The 15,460-nt window shown below is 71.9% G+C and carries 13 protein-coding genes; 11 read left to right on the top strand and 2 right to left on the bottom strand.

All coding sequences use genetic code 11. The features are described from left to right. Window positions 1–74 precede the first annotated feature (74 nt). The gene (locus FHS22_RS27420; protein WP_184946247.1) at window positions 75–1,259 is read left to right on the top strand and encodes a PAS domain-containing sensor histidine kinase; all 1,185 of its coding nucleotides are present in this window, start codon (window positions 75–77) and stop codon (window positions 1,257–1,259) included. Here the strand turns inward: FHS22_RS27420 and FHS22_RS27415 are convergent. Continuing rightward, window positions 1,256–2,167: a glutathione S-transferase family protein gene (locus tag FHS22_RS27415; protein ID WP_184946245.1), complete on the bottom strand. Its 912-nt coding sequence runs from the start codon at window positions 2,165–2,167 to the stop codon at window positions 1,256–1,258. The two genes, FHS22_RS27420 and FHS22_RS27415, sit on opposite strands and share 4 nt — an antisense overlap. A gap of 113 nt (window positions 2,168–2,280) precedes the next feature. Here FHS22_RS27415 and FHS22_RS27410 point away from each other — a divergent pair, with 113 nt between their 5' ends. The 4 genes from FHS22_RS27410 (at window position 2,281) to FHS22_RS27395 (ending at window position 7,055) form a co-directional block, all read left to right on the top strand. After that, window positions 2,281–3,333, top strand: coding sequence for an MBL fold metallo-hydrolase (locus FHS22_RS27410; protein WP_184946243.1), 1,053 nt, complete (start codon window positions 2,281–2,283; stop codon window positions 3,331–3,333). Window positions 3,334–3,539: 206 nt separating this feature from the next. Next, entirely contained in the window at window positions 3,540–4,745 is a 1,206-nt protein-coding gene (locus FHS22_RS27405) for a GAF domain-containing sensor histidine kinase (protein ID WP_184946241.1), read from the top strand. Between the two features lie 173 nt (window positions 4,746–4,918). Next, window positions 4,919–5,659: an alpha/beta fold hydrolase gene (locus FHS22_RS27400; protein ID WP_184946240.1), complete on the top strand. Its 741-nt coding sequence runs from the start codon at window positions 4,919–4,921 to the stop codon at window positions 5,657–5,659. Window positions 5,660–5,678: 19 nt separating this feature from the next. Beyond that, entirely contained in the window at window positions 5,679–7,055 is a 1,377-nt protein-coding gene (locus FHS22_RS27395) for a PP2C family protein-serine/threonine phosphatase (protein ID WP_184946238.1), read from the top strand. Here FHS22_RS27395 and FHS22_RS27390 read toward each other — a convergent pair. Continuing rightward, window positions 6,948–8,006 (bottom strand): NAD(P)H-dependent amine dehydrogenase family protein, encoded by a 1,059-nt coding sequence (locus FHS22_RS27390; RefSeq protein ID WP_184946236.1) that lies wholly within the window; start codon window positions 8,004–8,006, stop codon window positions 6,948–6,950. The two genes, FHS22_RS27395 and FHS22_RS27390, sit on opposite strands and share 108 nt — an antisense overlap. A 240-nt stretch (window positions 8,007–8,246) precedes the next feature. On the opposite strand from FHS22_RS27390, the gene FHS22_RS27385 reads away from it, so the two are divergent. The 6 genes from FHS22_RS27385 to FHS22_RS27360 all read left to right on the top strand — a co-directional run bounded on the left by FHS22_RS27385 (window position 8,247) and on the right by FHS22_RS27360 (window position 15,370). Continuing rightward, entirely contained in the window at window positions 8,247–9,143 is an 897-nt protein-coding gene (locus FHS22_RS27385; protein ID WP_184946234.1) for an SDR family oxidoreductase, read from the top strand. Between the two features lie 237 nt (window positions 9,144–9,380). Then, on the top strand, window positions 9,381–10,907 hold the full coding sequence (locus FHS22_RS27380; protein WP_338047976.1) for a sugar ABC transporter ATP-binding protein: 1,527 nt from the start codon (window positions 9,381–9,383) through the stop codon (window positions 10,905–10,907). Then, window positions 10,904–12,019 (top strand): ABC transporter permease, encoded by a 1,116-nt coding sequence (locus FHS22_RS27375; protein WP_338047975.1) that lies wholly within the window; start codon window positions 10,904–10,906, stop codon window positions 12,017–12,019. Before FHS22_RS27380 ends, FHS22_RS27375 begins: the two co-directional genes overlap by 4 nt. Before the next feature lie 107 nt (window positions 12,020–12,126). Then, window positions 12,127–13,197 (top strand): ABC transporter substrate-binding protein, encoded by a 1,071-nt coding sequence (locus FHS22_RS27370; protein ID WP_184946232.1) that lies wholly within the window; start codon window positions 12,127–12,129, stop codon window positions 13,195–13,197. Then, window positions 13,194–14,366 (top strand): Gfo/Idh/MocA family protein, encoded by a 1,173-nt coding sequence (locus FHS22_RS27365; RefSeq protein WP_338047974.1) that lies wholly within the window; start codon window positions 13,194–13,196, stop codon window positions 14,364–14,366. The genes FHS22_RS27370 and FHS22_RS27365 overlap by 4 nt, the downstream gene beginning before the upstream one ends. Then, window positions 14,363–15,370: a sugar phosphate isomerase/epimerase family protein gene (locus FHS22_RS27360; protein ID WP_184946230.1), complete on the top strand. Its 1,008-nt coding sequence runs from the start codon at window positions 14,363–14,365 to the stop codon at window positions 15,368–15,370. Before FHS22_RS27365 ends, FHS22_RS27360 begins: the two co-directional genes overlap by 4 nt. Window positions 15,371–15,460 lie beyond the last annotated feature (90 nt).

Genomic DNA, 15,460 nt, shown 5'->3' with positions numbered 1-15,460 from the left:
CGTTGCGTAATTTGCTCGCCACCTATGGTGATCTACGGGTCCGCCGGGCAGGGAGAGCGTGGAGGAAAGGGACGGTGGTGGCAGAAGAGAGGCGCAGGGCCGCGCCGGCGGCACTGCTCGACGACGTCATCGAGATGTCGGTGGAGGCGTTCGTGGCCGTCGGCGAGGACGGCCGCATCATCAGGTGGAACGCCGCGGCCGAGCGGATGTTCGGCCTCCCGCGCGAGCAGGCGCTCGGGCGGCCGATGTCCGAGACGATCGTGCCGGAGCGCTACCGGGACGCCGACCAGGCCGGCCGGGCCCGGTTCGTGGCGACCGGGCGGTCGAGGGTGCTGGGACGGCGGCTGGAGATGGCCGCGCTGCGCGCCGACGGCAGCGAGTTCCCCGCCGAGCTGGTGATCTGGGCCGTGCGGGAAGGCGGCGCCTGGACGTTCAACGCCTTCATCCACGACGTCACCGACCGGCAGCGCGCCGAGCGCGCCCTGCGGGAGAGCTACGAGAAGGAGCAGGCGACCCTGGCCCGGCTCGCGGAGCTGGACCGCGCCAAGGACGACTTCGTCGCCATGGTCAGCCACGAGCTGCGCACCCCGCTGACCGTCATCATCGGCTACCTGGAGATGTTCGGCGACGGCGACATCGGCGAGCTGCCCGTCGGTCAGCGCAGCCGGATGCTGAGCACCATGACCCACAACGCGATGCGGCTGCGGAAGCTGATCGAGGACCTCCTGGCGGTCAACACCGTCACCGGCGGCCGCCTGGAGCCCGATCCCGCTCCGGTGGCGGTGGCCGAGATCGTGGACGAGGCGGTGCGGGAGACGGCCGCCGAGACCAGGTGCGGGGACCACGAGGTCCGGGTGCGCGTCGACTCCGGCCTCCCGCGCGTCCACGCCGACCGCGGCATGCTGGTGGGGGCGGTGGGCGCGCTGCTGTCGAACGCCGCGAAGTTCTCCGCGAGCGGCACCCCGGTCACCGTGCGCGCCTCCGCCGCCGGAGAGGACGTGTCGATCACTGTGATCGACCGCGGCGTCGGCATCATCCCGGACGAACTGCCGCAGGTGTTCGAGAGGTTCGCCCGCGCCCGCTTCGCCCGGGACGAGGCCATCCAGGGGGTCGGGCTGGGGCTGACCATCGCCAGGGCCGTCGCCGAGGCGCACGGCGGCACGATCTCCGCCTCCAGCACCCCGGGCGAGGGCTCCGTCTTCACCATCACCCTGCCGGCCTCGGGGCCGCCGCGGGAGACCGGTGGGGAGTCCGGTTAGGGCCGGTCCTCAGGGGCGGCCGTCCAGTCGAGCTCCGGCCCCCGCGGCACGATCCGCGTCGGGTTGATGTTCGTCTGGGTGATGAAGTAGTGCCGCTTGATCTGGTCGAAGTCGGTGGTGCCGCGGAAGGCCGGGATCGCGTAGAGGCGGCGGGCGTAGGCCCACAGCGCCGGGTAGTCGACCAGGCGGCGGATCGCGCACTTGAAGTGCGAGTGGTAGACCGCGTCGAACCGGGCGAGCGTCGTGTAGGTCCGCACGTCGCTCTCGGTCAGCGCCTCGCCGTGCAGGTACGGCCGGCCGTCGGACAGGCGCCCCTCCAGCATGTCCAGCGTGGCGAAGACCTTCACCACCGCCTCGTCGTAGGCCTCCTGCGAGGTGGCGAAGCCGGCTCCGTAGACGCCGTTGTTGAGCCCGCGGTAGATCGTCTCGTTCAGCGCGTCGATCTCCGCGCGGAGCGCGGCCGGGTAGAGGTCGGGCGCGCCCTCGGCGTGCCAGGGGGCGAAGGCGGTCTCCAGGGTGAGCGTGATCTGGAAGTAGTCGTTGGTGGCGATGCGCCCGGCCGTGCGGTCCCAGACGCAGGGCACGGTGTAGCGGCCCCGGAAGTCCGGGTCGGTGGCGTGGTAGAGCTCCGAGAGGTACTCGACTCCGGTCACCGGGTCGCCGCCCGGGATCCGCCAGCCCTTCTCGTCCCTGATCGGATCCACGACGGTCACGCCGACCACGTCCTGGAGCCCGAGCAGCTCGCGCACGATGAGCGAGCGCTGCGCCCACGGGCAGGCGTAGGAGGCGTAGATCTGGTAGCGGCCCGGCTCGGGCGGGTGCTCGCCGCCCTCCTCGATCCGCGCGGTGAACCGGTTGGGCTGGCGGACGAACCGCCCGTCGCCCGCGATCTCGTTTCCCAGCTTCATGGGTTTCACGCTACGGCGCTCGTACGGCGTGCCCGGCGGCGCCCCGTGGTACCCCGAGTAGAACATAATTCGGTGCAGGGGGCAGAATCGGGGACGTCGAAGGGAGTTCGGGGATGACCAAGGTGACGCCGGCCAGTGAGGCGCAGCGGGAGGCGTGGACGAGCGGGGGCTTCCCGGAGGTGGAGCGGGTCCGGCCGGGGCTCTGGTCGATCCCGGTGCCGCTGCCCGCCATCCCCCTGCGCTACGTGCTGGTCTACGCCCTGGAGCTGCCCGACGGGGTGGCGATCGTCGACGCGGGCTGGAACACCGACGAGGCGTACGGCGCGCTGGCCGCCGGGCTGAAGGTCGCCGGGTACGAGATGACCGACGTCAAGGCGGTGCTGGTCACCCACATCCACCCCGACCACTACGGCCTGGCCGGGCGGATCCGCGAGGTCTCGGGGGCCTGGATCGGCCTGCACCCGGCGGACTCCCGGCTGCTGCACGACCGCTACGACGACGGTGCGGTCGACAGCCTGGTGGCGCAGGAGCGCGCACTGCTGGTGCGCTCGGGCGTGCCGCAGGCGACCCTGGACGAGCTGGCCGGGGCCTCGATGATGATCCGGCACTACGTGACCATGGCCAGACCCGACCGGCTGATCGAGGACGGCGAGCGCGTCGGCCTGCCCGGCTGGGACCTGCAGGCGGTCTGGACCCCCGGTCACTCGCCGGGCCACCTGTGCTTCGTCGAGCGGGAGCGGCGGCTGCTGTTCTCCGGGGACCACGTGCTCGCGAGGATCACGCCGATCGTGGCGGTCCACCCGCAGTCCGCGCCCAACCCGCTGGCCGACTACCTCCAGGCGCTGGCGACGGTGCGGAAGTTCGACGTGGACGAGGTGCTGCCCGCGCACGAGTACCGGTTCCTGGAGCTGGCCGAGCGGGTCGACCACGTGATGGCCCACCACTCCGAGCGGCTGGCCGAGATCGAGGCGGCGGTCGGCGCGGCGGGCGGGATCACCTGCTGGGACACCGCGACCCGGCTGACCTGGTCGCGGCCGTGGGAGACCATCCCGTCGTTCATGCGCCGGGCGGCCAACAACGAGACCCTGGCCCACCTGGTCTGGCTGGAGGCCCGCGGCCGCCTGCGCCGTGTCCCGGGCGAACCCGACCTCTGGCATCCGGCGTAGTCCCGGAGCCTCCCCCGCCCGCCGGCCGGTCGCGGGCCCGTCGGGGGGCCCGGACACCGCTTGCCGTAGTCTGTATCCGAATCGTCACACTATGTGTTCCACCGGTGGAGCGGTCCACCCGGTGGAGCGGTCCGGCGCCGGGAGGCCGACGGGCGGAGAGGGCACGGCAGGGCCCGGCGGAGGGGTCCGGGAAGGTGGGAGGCACGGTGCCGGAGACGCCCATACCGTCCGACGAGGCCGAACGGGTGCGGGAGCTGGAGGAGCTGGGGGTGCTGGACGCCCCGCTGGAGCCGGACCTCGACGCCATCGCCATGCTGGCCGCGCACGTCTGCGAGGCGCCCATGGCCCTGGTCAACCTGCTGGACGCGGACCGGCAGCACTTCAAGGGGCGGTCCGGCGTCACCTGGACCGGTGCCGACCGGGACAGCGGCTACTGCCACCGCACCATCTGCGGCCGGACTCTGCTGGAGATCCCCGACACGCTGGCGGACCCGGTCTTCAGCCGCAACGTCGTGGCCGAGGGGGAACCGTACGTGCGCTACTACGCGGGGGTGCCGCTGGTCAGCAGGCGCGGCCACGCCCTGGGCACGGTGTGCGTGCTCGACCACCGTCCGCGCCGGCTGGTCCCCGAGCAGCGGCAGCTCCTGCAGGCCCTGGCCGCCAGCGCCACCACGATGCTGGAGCTGTACCGCCACGCCGCCGGATCGGGCGGGCGCGTCCCGCGCCCGCCCGAGCTGGAAAGGCTGAGGGACCAGTTCCTGACCAGCATCAACCACGAGCTGCGCACCCCGATGACCTCCATCCGCAACGCCCTGCAGTTCCTGAAGGAAGGCGGGCTGGACGAGGACACCGAACGCAGGTTCATGGCGGTGATGGAGCGCAACAACGACAGGCTGATGCGGTTGCTGGACGAGCTGCTGCTGACGGCCAGCCTCAACGCCGGGACGGCCGCCTTCGCTCCGGAGCGGACCGACCTGGCGGGCGTCGCCCGGCTCGCGGCCGAGGACGTCGCCGACGGCGTCCGGCACAGAAGGCACACCCTGACCGTGCGGGCCCCGCAGGAGGCGGTGGTGCGGGCCGACCCCGGGATGTTGCGGATCGCGCTCAGGCACGTCCTGGACAACGCGGTCAAGTTCACCCCGCCCGGCGGCACCATCGCCGTGACGGTCACCGCCGGGCACCGGCCGGCGGTGGAGGTCCGCGACACCGGGATCGGCATCGGAGCCGACGACCTCGGGCACGTCCTGGAGGACTTCTACCGCGGAGCGGAGGCGGAGGAGCGGGCGATCGACGGCACGGGGCTCGGCCTGTCCGTCACCGAGAAGATCGTCCGCCTGCACGGGGGCACCGTGCGGCTGGAGAGCGAGCCGGGTGCGGGCACCTGCGTCCGCATCACCGTCCCCGCTCCGTAGCCCGCGCGCAGGGAGGCGCACACCGTCTCCGGGCCGCGGCCGTCCATGTCTGCCTGTGAGATAACATGCGATTATTCGCAAACGTTGTTTTTATTGCAAAAAGGTGACATGTGGCTATTGGGAGTAAAGAACGTAATAATCTGAATTTCTTGGGCAATCCTGGAGGAAGACCGATGGTCTTCTCCCACGGCTTCGGCTGTGACCAGAACATGTGGAGACTCGTCGCGCCCGCCTTCGCGGACCGGTACCGGGTCGTGCTGTTCGACCACGCGGGCGCCGGGGCGTCCGGTCCCGCGAGCTACTCCTTCGAGCGCTACTCCTCGCTCGGCGGCTATGCGCAGGACGTGCTGGAGATCTGCCGGGAGGCGGACCTGAAGGACGTCGTCTTCGTCGGCCACTCGGTCTCCGCGATGATCGGCGTCCTCGCGGAGGCCGAGGAACCCGGGCGGTTCGGCGCGCTGGTGCTGGTGGGGCCGTCCCCCCGCTACATCGACGACGGGGACTACGTCGGCGGGTTCTCCCGGGAGGACATCGACGAGCTGCTCGAATCGCTGGAGAGCAACTACCTGGGCTGGTCGAGCGCCATGGCTCCGATGATCGTCGGCAACCCGGACCGCCCCGAACTGGGCGCCGAGCTGACCAACAGCTTCTGCCGTACGGATCCCGCGATCGCCCGGCACTTCGCCGGCGTGACCTTCCTCTCGGACAACCGGGCGGACCTGCGCCGGGTGACGACGCCGACGCTCATCCTGCAGTGCTCCGACGACCTGATCGCGCCCCGGGCGGTGGGCGAATACGTCCACCGGGAGATTCCCGGCAGCGAACTGGTCCTGATGGAGGCGACCGGCCACTGCCCCAACCTGAGCGCTCCCCAGGAGACCGTGGACGCGATCCGCGCATTTCTGGGTGATTGAACGACGACGGGAAACGGGAATGCCTTCCGCGGGCCGATCGAACGAGGACGTGCGCCGGGCGCCCCGCCACCCGGTGGCGGGGGACGCCGACGAGAACCTGGAAGACCTGTACGAGAACGCGCCGTTCGGCTACCTGTCCACGCTCATGGACGGGACGATCGTCAAGGTCAACACCACGTTCCTGACGCTGACCGGATACGACCGGGAGGGGCTGGTGGGCCGGGCCCGCATCCAGTCCCTCCTGCCGGTGGGCGACCGGATCTTCTACGAGACGCACTTCGCCCCGCTGCTCGTGATCCAGGGACAGGTCAGGGAGATCGCGGTCGAGTTGAAGAGCGCCGGAGGCGCGCGGCTGCCGGTCCTGCTCAACGGGGTGGTGCGCGGGCCGGTCCCGGACCGGCCCGCGCTGGTCCGCTTCTCGGTGGCGCCGGCGACCGACCGCAGGGAGTACGAGCGCGAACTGCTCCGGGCCCGGCAGCGGGCCGAGCGTTCGGAGGCCGAGACCCGCCGGCTCGCCCAGATCCTCCAGGCGGGGTTCGTGCCGTCGGAACTGCCCCCGGTGCCCGGAGCGGACGTCGCGGGGGTGTACCGGCCCGCCGGGCGCGGCGACGAGGTCGGGGGTGACTTCTACGACCTCTTCGAGACCCCGCAGGGCTGGGCGCTGTCCCTGGGGGACGTGTGCGGCAAGGGGGCGCAGGCCGCGGTGGTCACCAGCCTGGCGAGGTACACGCTGCGCGCCGTCGGGATGCAGCGGACCCCTCCCCGGGACGCCCTCGCCCTGCTCAACCAGGCCGTCCTGCGTGAGCGCACGGACCGGTTCCTGACCGCGGCCTACGCCCGGATCGACCGGGACGGCGGGGAGGGCGCGCGCGTGACCATGTCCCTGGCGGGGCATCCGCCGCCCTTCCTCGTCCCGGCCGCCGGCGCCGTCGGGCCGGTGGGCCGTCCGGGGACCCTGCTGGGCGTGTTCCAGGATCCGAACCTGTACGAGACCGCCGTGGACCTGGCGCCGGGCGACGCGCTCGTCTTCTACACGGACGGGATCATCGAGGGGCGCGGCGCGGGCGAAGGCCTGTTCGGGGAGGAGCGGCTTGCGGGCCTGCTGGAGGCGGCCCGCGACCTGGACGCGAAGGGCGTCGCCGAGCACCTCGTGGACGAGGTGGTGTCGTTCCAGTCCGGGCTGCCGAGTGACGACATCGCCGTCCTGGTGCTGCGGATCCCCCGCGACGCCCCGCCGTCCCCGCCCCGGCCGCCGGGGCTTTGCCGGCCGAGCGGGGAGCGCGCGGGTTCAGGCGAGGCGGACGGTGCCGCGGCCGGTGGCGAGGGGGAGGTCGAGGACGGTGCGGACGCCGGGCGGGGCGGCGCAGACGGCGGCGATGGAGTTGACGGCGTGTGAGGCGGCCCCGGCCAGACCGTCGGAGACCTCGCCGCCGGTGACCGTCATCTGCGGGACGCCGTCGATGTGGACGGTGAAGCCGGGCGCGGACCAGCGGCCGACCCTGGTGGCGTCGGCCTTGTAGACGCACTCCACGGTCATGAACGGCCTCCCGCGGACCAGGCCGGAGAAGGTCCAGCGGGAGGCGCACACCGTGTCCGGGCGGACCACGCCGGCCGCGATCTCGAACTCCTCGGTTGCGAGCTCGAACTCGTCGCTCTCCTCCACCTCGTCGAGCGTGACGCCGAGGGCGGCGGCCACCAGCTGCACGCTCTCGGCGAACAGCGCGCGCTGGAAGGCGCGGAACGGGCGGACGGCGACGGTGTAGTCCTTGGCCGAGAGGGTGAAGCCCATCAGCCCGGCCACCATCTGCCGGGACGGGTGGCCGCGGAAGTCGGAGCACTCGCGGATGTAGACGTGGTCGATCCGGCCGGACAGGCCGGTGAGGGCCAGGGGGAGCAGGTCGCTCACGAACCCGGGGTTGATGCCGGTGCCGTGCAGGGACGTCCCGCCGGTACGGCAGGCCGCCTCCAGCCGGTCCACCAGGCCGGGGCCGTAGCAGGCGGGGTAGACGAAGCCGGTGGTGGTGATGACGTTCTTGCCCGAGGCGAGCAGCGCGCAGATCGTCTCGACGTCGGCCATGTGGTCGCCGCCGAAGGAGGAGGCGGGCAGCGGCATGTGCAGCACGCAGTCGGCCTCCAGGGCCAGGATCCGCTCGACCTCGTCGGTGCAGGCGACGCCGGTCTCCGGGAGCCCGACGAGCTCCCCGGCGTCCCTGCCCGCCTTGGCCGGGTCGTAGACCAGCACCCCGGCCAGCTCGAACTCGGGGCGGGTGATCAGGCTGCGGAGCGAATATCTGCCTACGGCGCCCGTGGCCCACTGGACCACGCGGAGGGGCGGCGACAAGGGCATGCGGGGCCTCCAGCCCGGAGCGGGGGGCGGGGGCCGTGCCGGGAGGTGCGTCGTCGTTGACCCACGCCAGGTGCGGGGGAGAAATCCTAACAGGGGGACGCCCTTTTGATCACTATCCGGGACGCCTCATCACGCTGACCTCCGACACCGGGATCCGACGGCCTCCGGCTCATGACGTCAGGGGGGCGGGCAGGCTATCCTCTGCAACACTAGAACTTTATTCTCGTGGGAGGGCTGCTGATGTCAGAGCTGCGGTTCGACGGCAAGGTCGCGGTCGTCACCGGTGCGGGGCACGGCCTGGGCCGGGCGCACGCGCTGTCGCTGGCCGAGCGCGGGGCCAAGGTGGTCGTCAACGACCTCGGCGGCGCGCTGGACGGCACCGGCGCGTCCGCCGGCCCCGCCGCCGAGGTAGTCGAGCTGATCGTCAAGAACGGCGGAGAGGCCGTCGCGAACACCGACAACGTCGCCACCCCGGAGGGCGCCCAGGCGATCGTGCGCTCCGCGATCGACGCCTTCGGGCGGGTGGACGTCGTCGTCAACAACGCGGGGATCCTGCGCGACAAGTCGTTCGGCAAGATGACGGTGGAGGAGTTCGACGCCGTCCTCGCCGTCCACGTCCGGGGCTCGTTCCTGGTCAGCCACGCGGCCTTCCCCTACCTCAAGGAGCAGGGCTACGGCCGGATCGTCAACACCTCCTCGCCCGCCGGCCTGTTCGGCAACTTCGGCCAGGCCAACTACTCCACCGCCAAGATGGGCCTGGTCGGCCTGACCAAGACCCTCGGCATCGAGGGCGCCCGGGCGGGCATCAAGGCCAACGCGATCGCGCCGATCGCCTGGACCCGGATGACCGAGGCGCTGCTCCCCGCCGAGTTCGAGGCCAAGTTCACCGCCGAGCGGGTCAGCGCGCTGGTGACGTTCCTGGCGCACGAGTCCTGCGAGACCAGCGGCGAGGTCTTCAGCGTCGGCGGCGGCCGGATCGCCCGGGTGTTCGTCGCCGAGGGGCCCGGCTGGAAGCAGGACGACCACACGGTCGAGGACATCAGGGACAACTGGGAGGCCATCATGGCCGAGCAGCCCTACCTGACCCCGACCACCCTCGGCCAGCAGGCCGGCGCGTCGATGAAGGCCATGCTCTAGGGGCGTCCACCGGGACTCCGGGCGCCCCGCCGAGGACCGCAGCGGGCCGCGCCCGTCCGGGCCATCGCAGGCGGCCCCCCGCCGGATCACGGCGGGGGGCTTCTTCATGTCCTCGACTTTTGCATAAATCAGCGAAAGTCTGCCGGAGATCGGTAAAAGGTCTTCACAAGCGACCAAAACAGGGTTAGCTTCTGCATCACAAACTCCGCATCTGGAATGTGCTGAGACGGAGGACCCGTGTCCGCAGAACCCCCTCTGCTGCTGATGCGAGGGATCGTCAAACAGTTCCCCGGTGTCCGCGCGCTCGACGGCGTCGACCTGGAGGTACGCCGGGGCGAGGTGCACTGCCTGCTCGGCCAGAACGGCGCGGGCAAGTCCACGCTCATCAAGATCCTGTCCGGTGCCCACCAGCCGGACGAGGGCGTCATCGCCCTCGGCGGAGAGGAGGTGCGGCTGACCGGCCCGACCGCCGCCATCCGGCTCGGCATCTCCACGATCTACCAGGAGCTCGACCTCGTCGACGGGCTCAGCGTGGCCGAGAACGTCTTCCTCGGCCACGAGCGGGCCCGGCTCGGCTTCGTCCGGCAGGGCGAGGCCAACCGGGCCACCCGCGACCTCCTCACCCGGCTCGGCCATCCCGAGATCCGCCCGTCCACCGAGGTCGGCCGCCTCTCGCCCGCCGCCAAGCAGGTGGTCAGCATGGCCCGGGCGCTCTCCCACGACACGCGCCTGATCATCATGGACGAGCCGTCGGCCGCCCTCGCCCACGACGAGGTCGCCAACCTCTTCCGGATCGTCCGCGAGCTGACCTCCCGGGGCGTGGCGGTCGTCTACATCTCCCACCGGCTGGAGGAGATCCGCGAGATCGGCGACCGGGTCACCGTCCTGAAGGACGGCCGGACCGCCGCCGTGGGCCTCCCCGCGAAGAGCACGCCCACCTCGGAGATCGTCTCCCTGATGACCGGCCGCACCGTCGAGTACGTCTTCCCGCCCCGCCGCCCCCGCCCCGCCACCGGGTCCGAGGTGCTCCGGGTGACGGGGCTGACCGTGCCCGGCGTCGTCGAGGACGTCTCCTTCACCATCGGGGCGGGGGAGATCGTGGGCCTCGCCGGGCTGGTCGGCTCGGGCCGGTCGGAGATCATCGAGGCGGTGTACGGCGCGCGCCGGGCCTCGGGCGAGGTGGTGCTCGAAGGCCGCCCGATGGGGCGCGGCAGAACGGCGGGGCGCGGCGGCACCGCGGCCGCGGTCAGGCTCGGCATGGGCCTGGCCCCCGAGGAGCGCAAGGCCCAGGCGCTGCTGCTGGACCAGAGCGTCGCGCACAACATCACCCTCGCCGGGCTCGGCAGGTACTCCCGGTTCGGCTGGCTCGACCGGCGCCGGGAGAGCGCGGAGGCGCGGGAACTGGTCGAGACCCTCGACATCCGGCCCGGCGACCCGGACCGGCCGATCAAGACGCTCTCCGGCGGCAACCAGCAGAAGGCGGTGCTCGCCCGGTGGCTGGTCGGCGAGCGCAGGCTGCTCCTGCTGGACGAGCCCACGCGCGGGGTGGACGTCGGCGCCCGCGCGGAGCTGTACGCCGTCATCCGGAGGCTGGCCGACGAGGGCATCGGGGTGCTGCTGGTCTCCAGCGAGGTGCCCGAGGTCCTGGGCCTGGCCGACCGGGTGCTGGTGGTGCGCGAGGGCCGGATCATCCACCGGGCCGACGCGCAGGACCTGGACGAACACCGGGTGCTCGACATGATCATGGAAGGGAGCGCGCTGTGACCGACGCCCGCGGGCCGAAGGCCCACGAGAGATCTCCGGCGGACGGGACGCCTCCCGCGGCCGGTGAGCCGCATGGCGGTGAGGCGCGGACCGGCGAGGCGCAGACCGCCGGCCGCACCGCAGCGGGGGCGAAGGCCCCGGTGCGCGGGTCGTCCGGACCCGCCGGGCTGGCCCGGCTCGGCGAGGCCCGGCATCTCGGCCTGGTCCTGGCGCTGGTGCTGCTGGCCGCCATCGGTCTGGTGACCCGGCCCGAGAACTTCGCCACCGCCTCCAACCTGGTCAGCATCCTCTCGCTGGCCGCCACCATCGGTGTGATCACCGTCGGCATGACATTCGTGATCATCGGCGGCGGCATCGACCTCTCGGTCGGCGCGATCATGGCGCTGGCCTCGGTCTGGGCCACCACGCTGGCCACCCAGTCCTACGGCCCGTTCGTGATGATCCTCTGCGCCGTCCTGGTCGGCACCGGGGCGGGCCTGGTCAACGGCTTCCTGATCTCCTACGGGCGGATGGTGCCGTTCATCGCCACCCTGGCCATGCTGGTCGCCGCCCGCGGCCTGGCCCAGCGCATGTCGGACCGGAAGACCCAGCTGATCCAGCAGGGCAACGAGGTGATCGTGGAGCTGTCCACCACCCGCGTGCTCGGCCTGCCGCTGCTGGTCTACGTCTTCGCCCTGGTGGTGGCGGCGGGCTGGGTCGTGCTCAACCGCACGACCTTCGGCCGCCGCACCTACGCGGTCGGCGGCAACCCCGAGGCCGCCCGGCTGGCCGGCATCGACGTGCGGCGGCACACCATGCTGCTCTACGCGCTGTCCGGGCTCTGCTGCGGCATCGCCGCGGTCCTCATCATGGCCAGGACCACCACCGGCTCCTCCACCCACGGAGACCTGTACGAGCTGGACGCGATCGCCGCCGTCATCATCGGCGGCACGCTCCTCACCGGCGGCCGAGGTTCGATCATCGGTTCGATCCTCGGCCTCCTGATCTTCACGCTGATCACCAACCTCTTCATCCTCAACGGCCTCAACACCAGCGACCAGCTGATCGCCAAGGGTCTGATCATCATCGTGGCCGTGCTGCTCCAGCGGCGCAGCCTCGAATCCCGGACCTGAGACCCGCGCCCCGCGGACCGGTCAGGGGCCCGCGGGGCGCGCCCTTCCCAACGTGATCCACACCGCCATCCAGACACCCCCCGCAAGGAACTCGAAGGAGCACGGCCATGTCCAACAACCCACTCGCCCGCCGGGGGTTCCTCGTCGGCGGAGCCGTCATCGGCGCCGGAGCCCTGGTCTCCGCCTGCACGAGCAACGAGCCCGCCGCCCAGTCCAGCCCCGCCGGCTCCCAGGCCGCGGCCGCCCCGGCCCCCGGCACCGACAACGACAAGCCGGGCGAGAAGGTCGTCATCGGCTTCTCCGCCCCCGCGGCCGACCACGGCTGGATCGCCGCGATCGCCAAGAACGCCGAGGCCACGGCCAAGCAGTACAGCGACGTGGAGTTCAGGCCGGTCGAGCCCACCAACGACATCAACGCGCAGATCTCGGCGGTCGAGTCGCTGATCGCGGCCAAGGTCTCCGTGCTGGTGATCCTGCCCAACGACGGCCAGCAGCTCAACCAGATCGCCCGCCGGGCCAGCGACGCGGGCATCCCGGTGGTCAACCTCGACCGGGTCTTCCCCGACAAGCTCTCGTACCGGACCTGGGTCGGCGGGGACAACTACGGAATGGGCGTGGCCGCGGGACACTACATCGGTAAGAAGCTCAAGGACGGCGGGGTGTCGAACCCGGTGATCCTGGAGATCCAGGGCATCGCGACGCTCCCCCTCACCCAGGACCGGAGCAAGGGCTTCGCCGACGCCCTGAAGTCGTACGGCTTCAGCGTGACGGCCCAGCAGGACGCCCAGTTCACCGTGGAGACCGGGAACGAGGTCGCCACCAACCTGCTCCAGGCGCACAAGAAGGTCGACGCGCTCTGGAACCACGACGACGACCAGGGCGTCGGCGTGCTGGCCGCGATCAAGGAGGCGGGCCGGGACGAGTTCTTCATGGTCGGCGGCGCGGGCTCGGCCAACGCGATGCGCGAGATCCAGGCCGGGACCGGCGTGCTGGAGGCCACGGTGACCTACAGCCCGACGATGGCCTCCTCGGCGGTCAAGCTCGCCCGGCTCATCGCCCAGGGCAAGGGCATGAGCGACCTGGTGGAGAACCAGGTGCCGCAGTCGATCACACTGGCCTCGGAGACCATCACCAAGGACAACGTCGCCCAGTACCTGCCGCTGGGGTTCGAGTCGTGAAGCCGTCCATCGGGGTGGGCATGGTCGGGCACGCGTTCATGGGGCGCGTGCACTCCCAGGCCTGGCGGAGCGTCTCCGCCTTCTTCGACCTCCCGGCCGTCCCGGCGATGGCGGTGCTCTGCGGCCGCTCGCCGGAACGCACGGCGGAGGCCGCGGCCCGGCTCGGCTGGGCCGCGGCCGAGACGGACTGGCGGCGGCTCGTCGAGCGGGACGACGTGCAGATCGTGGACATCTGCACGCCGGGCGACTCGCACGCCGAGATCGCGATCGCCGCGCTGGCCGCCGGCAAGCACGTGCTGTGCGAGAAACCGCTGGCCAACACCGTCGCCGAGGCCGAGGCGATGGCCGAGGCGGCCCGCAGCGCGGCGGCGCGGGGGGTGCGGTCCATGGTCGCCTTCAACTACCGCCGCGTCCCGGCCGTCGCCTTCGCCCGCCGGCTGGTGGCCGAGGGCCGCCTGGGCGAGCTGCGCCACGTGCGGGCGCAGTACCTCCAGGACTGGATCGTCGATCCGGAGTTCCCGCTGGTCTGGCGGCTGAGCAAGGACCGGGCCGGCTCGGGCGCGCTCGGCGACATCGGGTCGCACATCGTGGACACCGCCCAGTTCGTCACCGGTCAGCACCTGACGGGCGTCTCGGCGCTCACCGAGACGTTCGTCAAGGAGCGTCCCCTCGCGGAGGGGGCGGAAGGGCTGGCGGGCGGGAGCCGTACCGGGGAGCGGGGGCTGGTCGACGTCGACGACGCGGCGCTGTTCATCGGGCGGTTCGACGGGGGAGCGCTGGCCTCGTTCGAGGCGACCCGGTTCGCGTCGGGACGCAAGAACGCGCTCCGGATCGAGGTCAACGGCTCGAAGGGGAGCCTGGCCTTCGACTTCGAGGCGATGAACGAGCTCTGGTTCCACGACCACACGCTGCCCGACGCCGAGGCGGGGTTCCGGCGGATCGTCGTCACCGAGTCCGGCCACCCGTACGCAGGGGCCTGGTGGCCGCCCGGGCACGGACTGGGCTACGAGCACACCTTCACCCACGAGGTGAAGGACTTCCTTGAGGCGGTCGCCGCCGGGACCGACCCCGAGCCGTCCTTCGAGGACGGCCTGCGGGTGCAGCGGGTCCTCGAGGCGGTGGAGGCGAGCGCGGCCGACGAGAGCCGCTGGACGGTGGTGGAGAGATGAGCAGGCCGATCACGCTGTTCACGGGCCAGTGGGCCGACCTCCCGTTCGAGGAGGTCTGCCGGCTGGCCGCGGAGTGGGGCTACGACGGGCTGGAGATCGCCTGCTGGGGCGATCACTTCGAGGTGGACAAGGCCCTGGCCGACGACTCCTACGTCGGCCGGAAGCTGGAGACGCTCGCCAAGTACGACCTGAAGGTGTGGGCGGTCTCCAACCACCTCGTCGGGCAGGCGGTCTGCGACCACCCGATCGACGAGCGGCACCGGGCGATCCTGCCCGCGCGGATCTGGGGCTCCGGAGACCCCGAAGAGGTGCGGCGGGCGGCGGCCGAGGAGATGAAGGACACCGCCAGGGCCGCGGCCAGGCTCGGCGTGAAGACCGTGGTGGGGTTCACCGGGTCGCCGATCTGGCACACGGTCGCGATGTTCCCGCCGGTCCCGGCCGCCATGGTCGAGGCGGGGTACGCCGATTTCGCCGAGCGGTGGAACCCGATCCTCGACGTGTTCGACGAGGTGGGGGTCAGGTTCGCGCACGAGGTGCATCCGAGCGAGATCGCCTACGACTACCACACGACGGTCCGCACGCTGGAGGCGATCGGGCGCAGGGAGGCGTTCGGGCTCAACTGGGACCCCTCCCACATGGTGTGGCAGGACCTCGACCCGGCCGGGTTCATCCTCGACTTCGCCGACCGGATCTACCACGTCGACTGCAAGGACGCGAAGGTCAGGTGCGGCGACGGGCGGCGGGGACGGCTCTCCTCCCACCTGCCCTGGGCGGACATGCGGCGCGGCTGGGACTTCGTCTCGACCGGCCACGGCGACGTGCCGTGGGAGGACTGCTTCCGGGCGCTGAACTCCATCGGCTACGACGGGCCGATCTCCATCGAGTGGGAGGACGCGGGGATGGACCGCCTGGCCGGCGCTCCCGAGGCGCTGGAGTTCGTCAGGCGGCTGAACGCCATCACACCGCCGGCCGCCGCCTTCGACGCGGCGTTCGGCGGGGAGTGACGGTACCGGGCCCGCGTGCGGGGCGGCGGCGCCACGAGGGCCGCCGGTGAGCGGGGCGGCGGGCCGCTGCGTCCGCCGGGCATGCCGCCG

The organism is Thiemannella venezuelensis (genome assembly GCF_014203605.1).
GTDB classification, from domain to species: Bacteria; Actinomycetota; Actinomycetes; order Streptosporangiales; family Streptosporangiaceae; genus Planomonospora_A; species Planomonospora_A venezuelensis.
The sequence above is the reverse complement of the archived record's forward strand: the minus strand, read 5'-3'. Positions and strand labels throughout refer to the sequence as shown.

Excerpts from the sequence above, each read along its gene's own strand:
- FHS22_RS27415 (WP_184946245.1), bottom strand. The coding sequence starts at position 2,167 with ATGAAGCTGGGAAACGAGATCGCGGGCGACGGGCGGTTCGTCCGCCAG.
- FHS22_RS27410 (WP_184946243.1), top strand. The coding sequence starts at position 2,281 with ATGACCAAGGTGACGCCGGCCAGTGAGGCGCAGCGGGAGGCGTGGACG.
- FHS22_RS27400 (WP_184946240.1), top strand. The coding sequence starts at position 4,919 with ATGGTCTTCTCCCACGGCTTCGGCTGTGACCAGAACATGTGGAGACTC.
- FHS22_RS27395 (WP_184946238.1), top strand. The coding sequence starts at position 5,679 with ATGCCTTCCGCGGGCCGATCGAACGAGGACGTGCGCCGGGCGCCCCGC.
- FHS22_RS27390 (WP_184946236.1), bottom strand. The coding sequence starts at position 8,006 with ATGCCCTTGTCGCCGCCCCTCCGCGTGGTCCAGTGGGCCACGGGCGCC.
- FHS22_RS27385 (WP_184946234.1), top strand. The coding sequence starts at position 8,247 with ATGTCAGAGCTGCGGTTCGACGGCAAGGTCGCGGTCGTCACCGGTGCG.
- FHS22_RS27370 (WP_184946232.1), top strand. The coding sequence starts at position 12,127 with ATGTCCAACAACCCACTCGCCCGCCGGGGGTTCCTCGTCGGCGGAGCC.
- FHS22_RS27360 (WP_184946230.1), top strand. The coding sequence starts at position 14,363 with ATGAGCAGGCCGATCACGCTGTTCACGGGCCAGTGGGCCGACCTCCCG.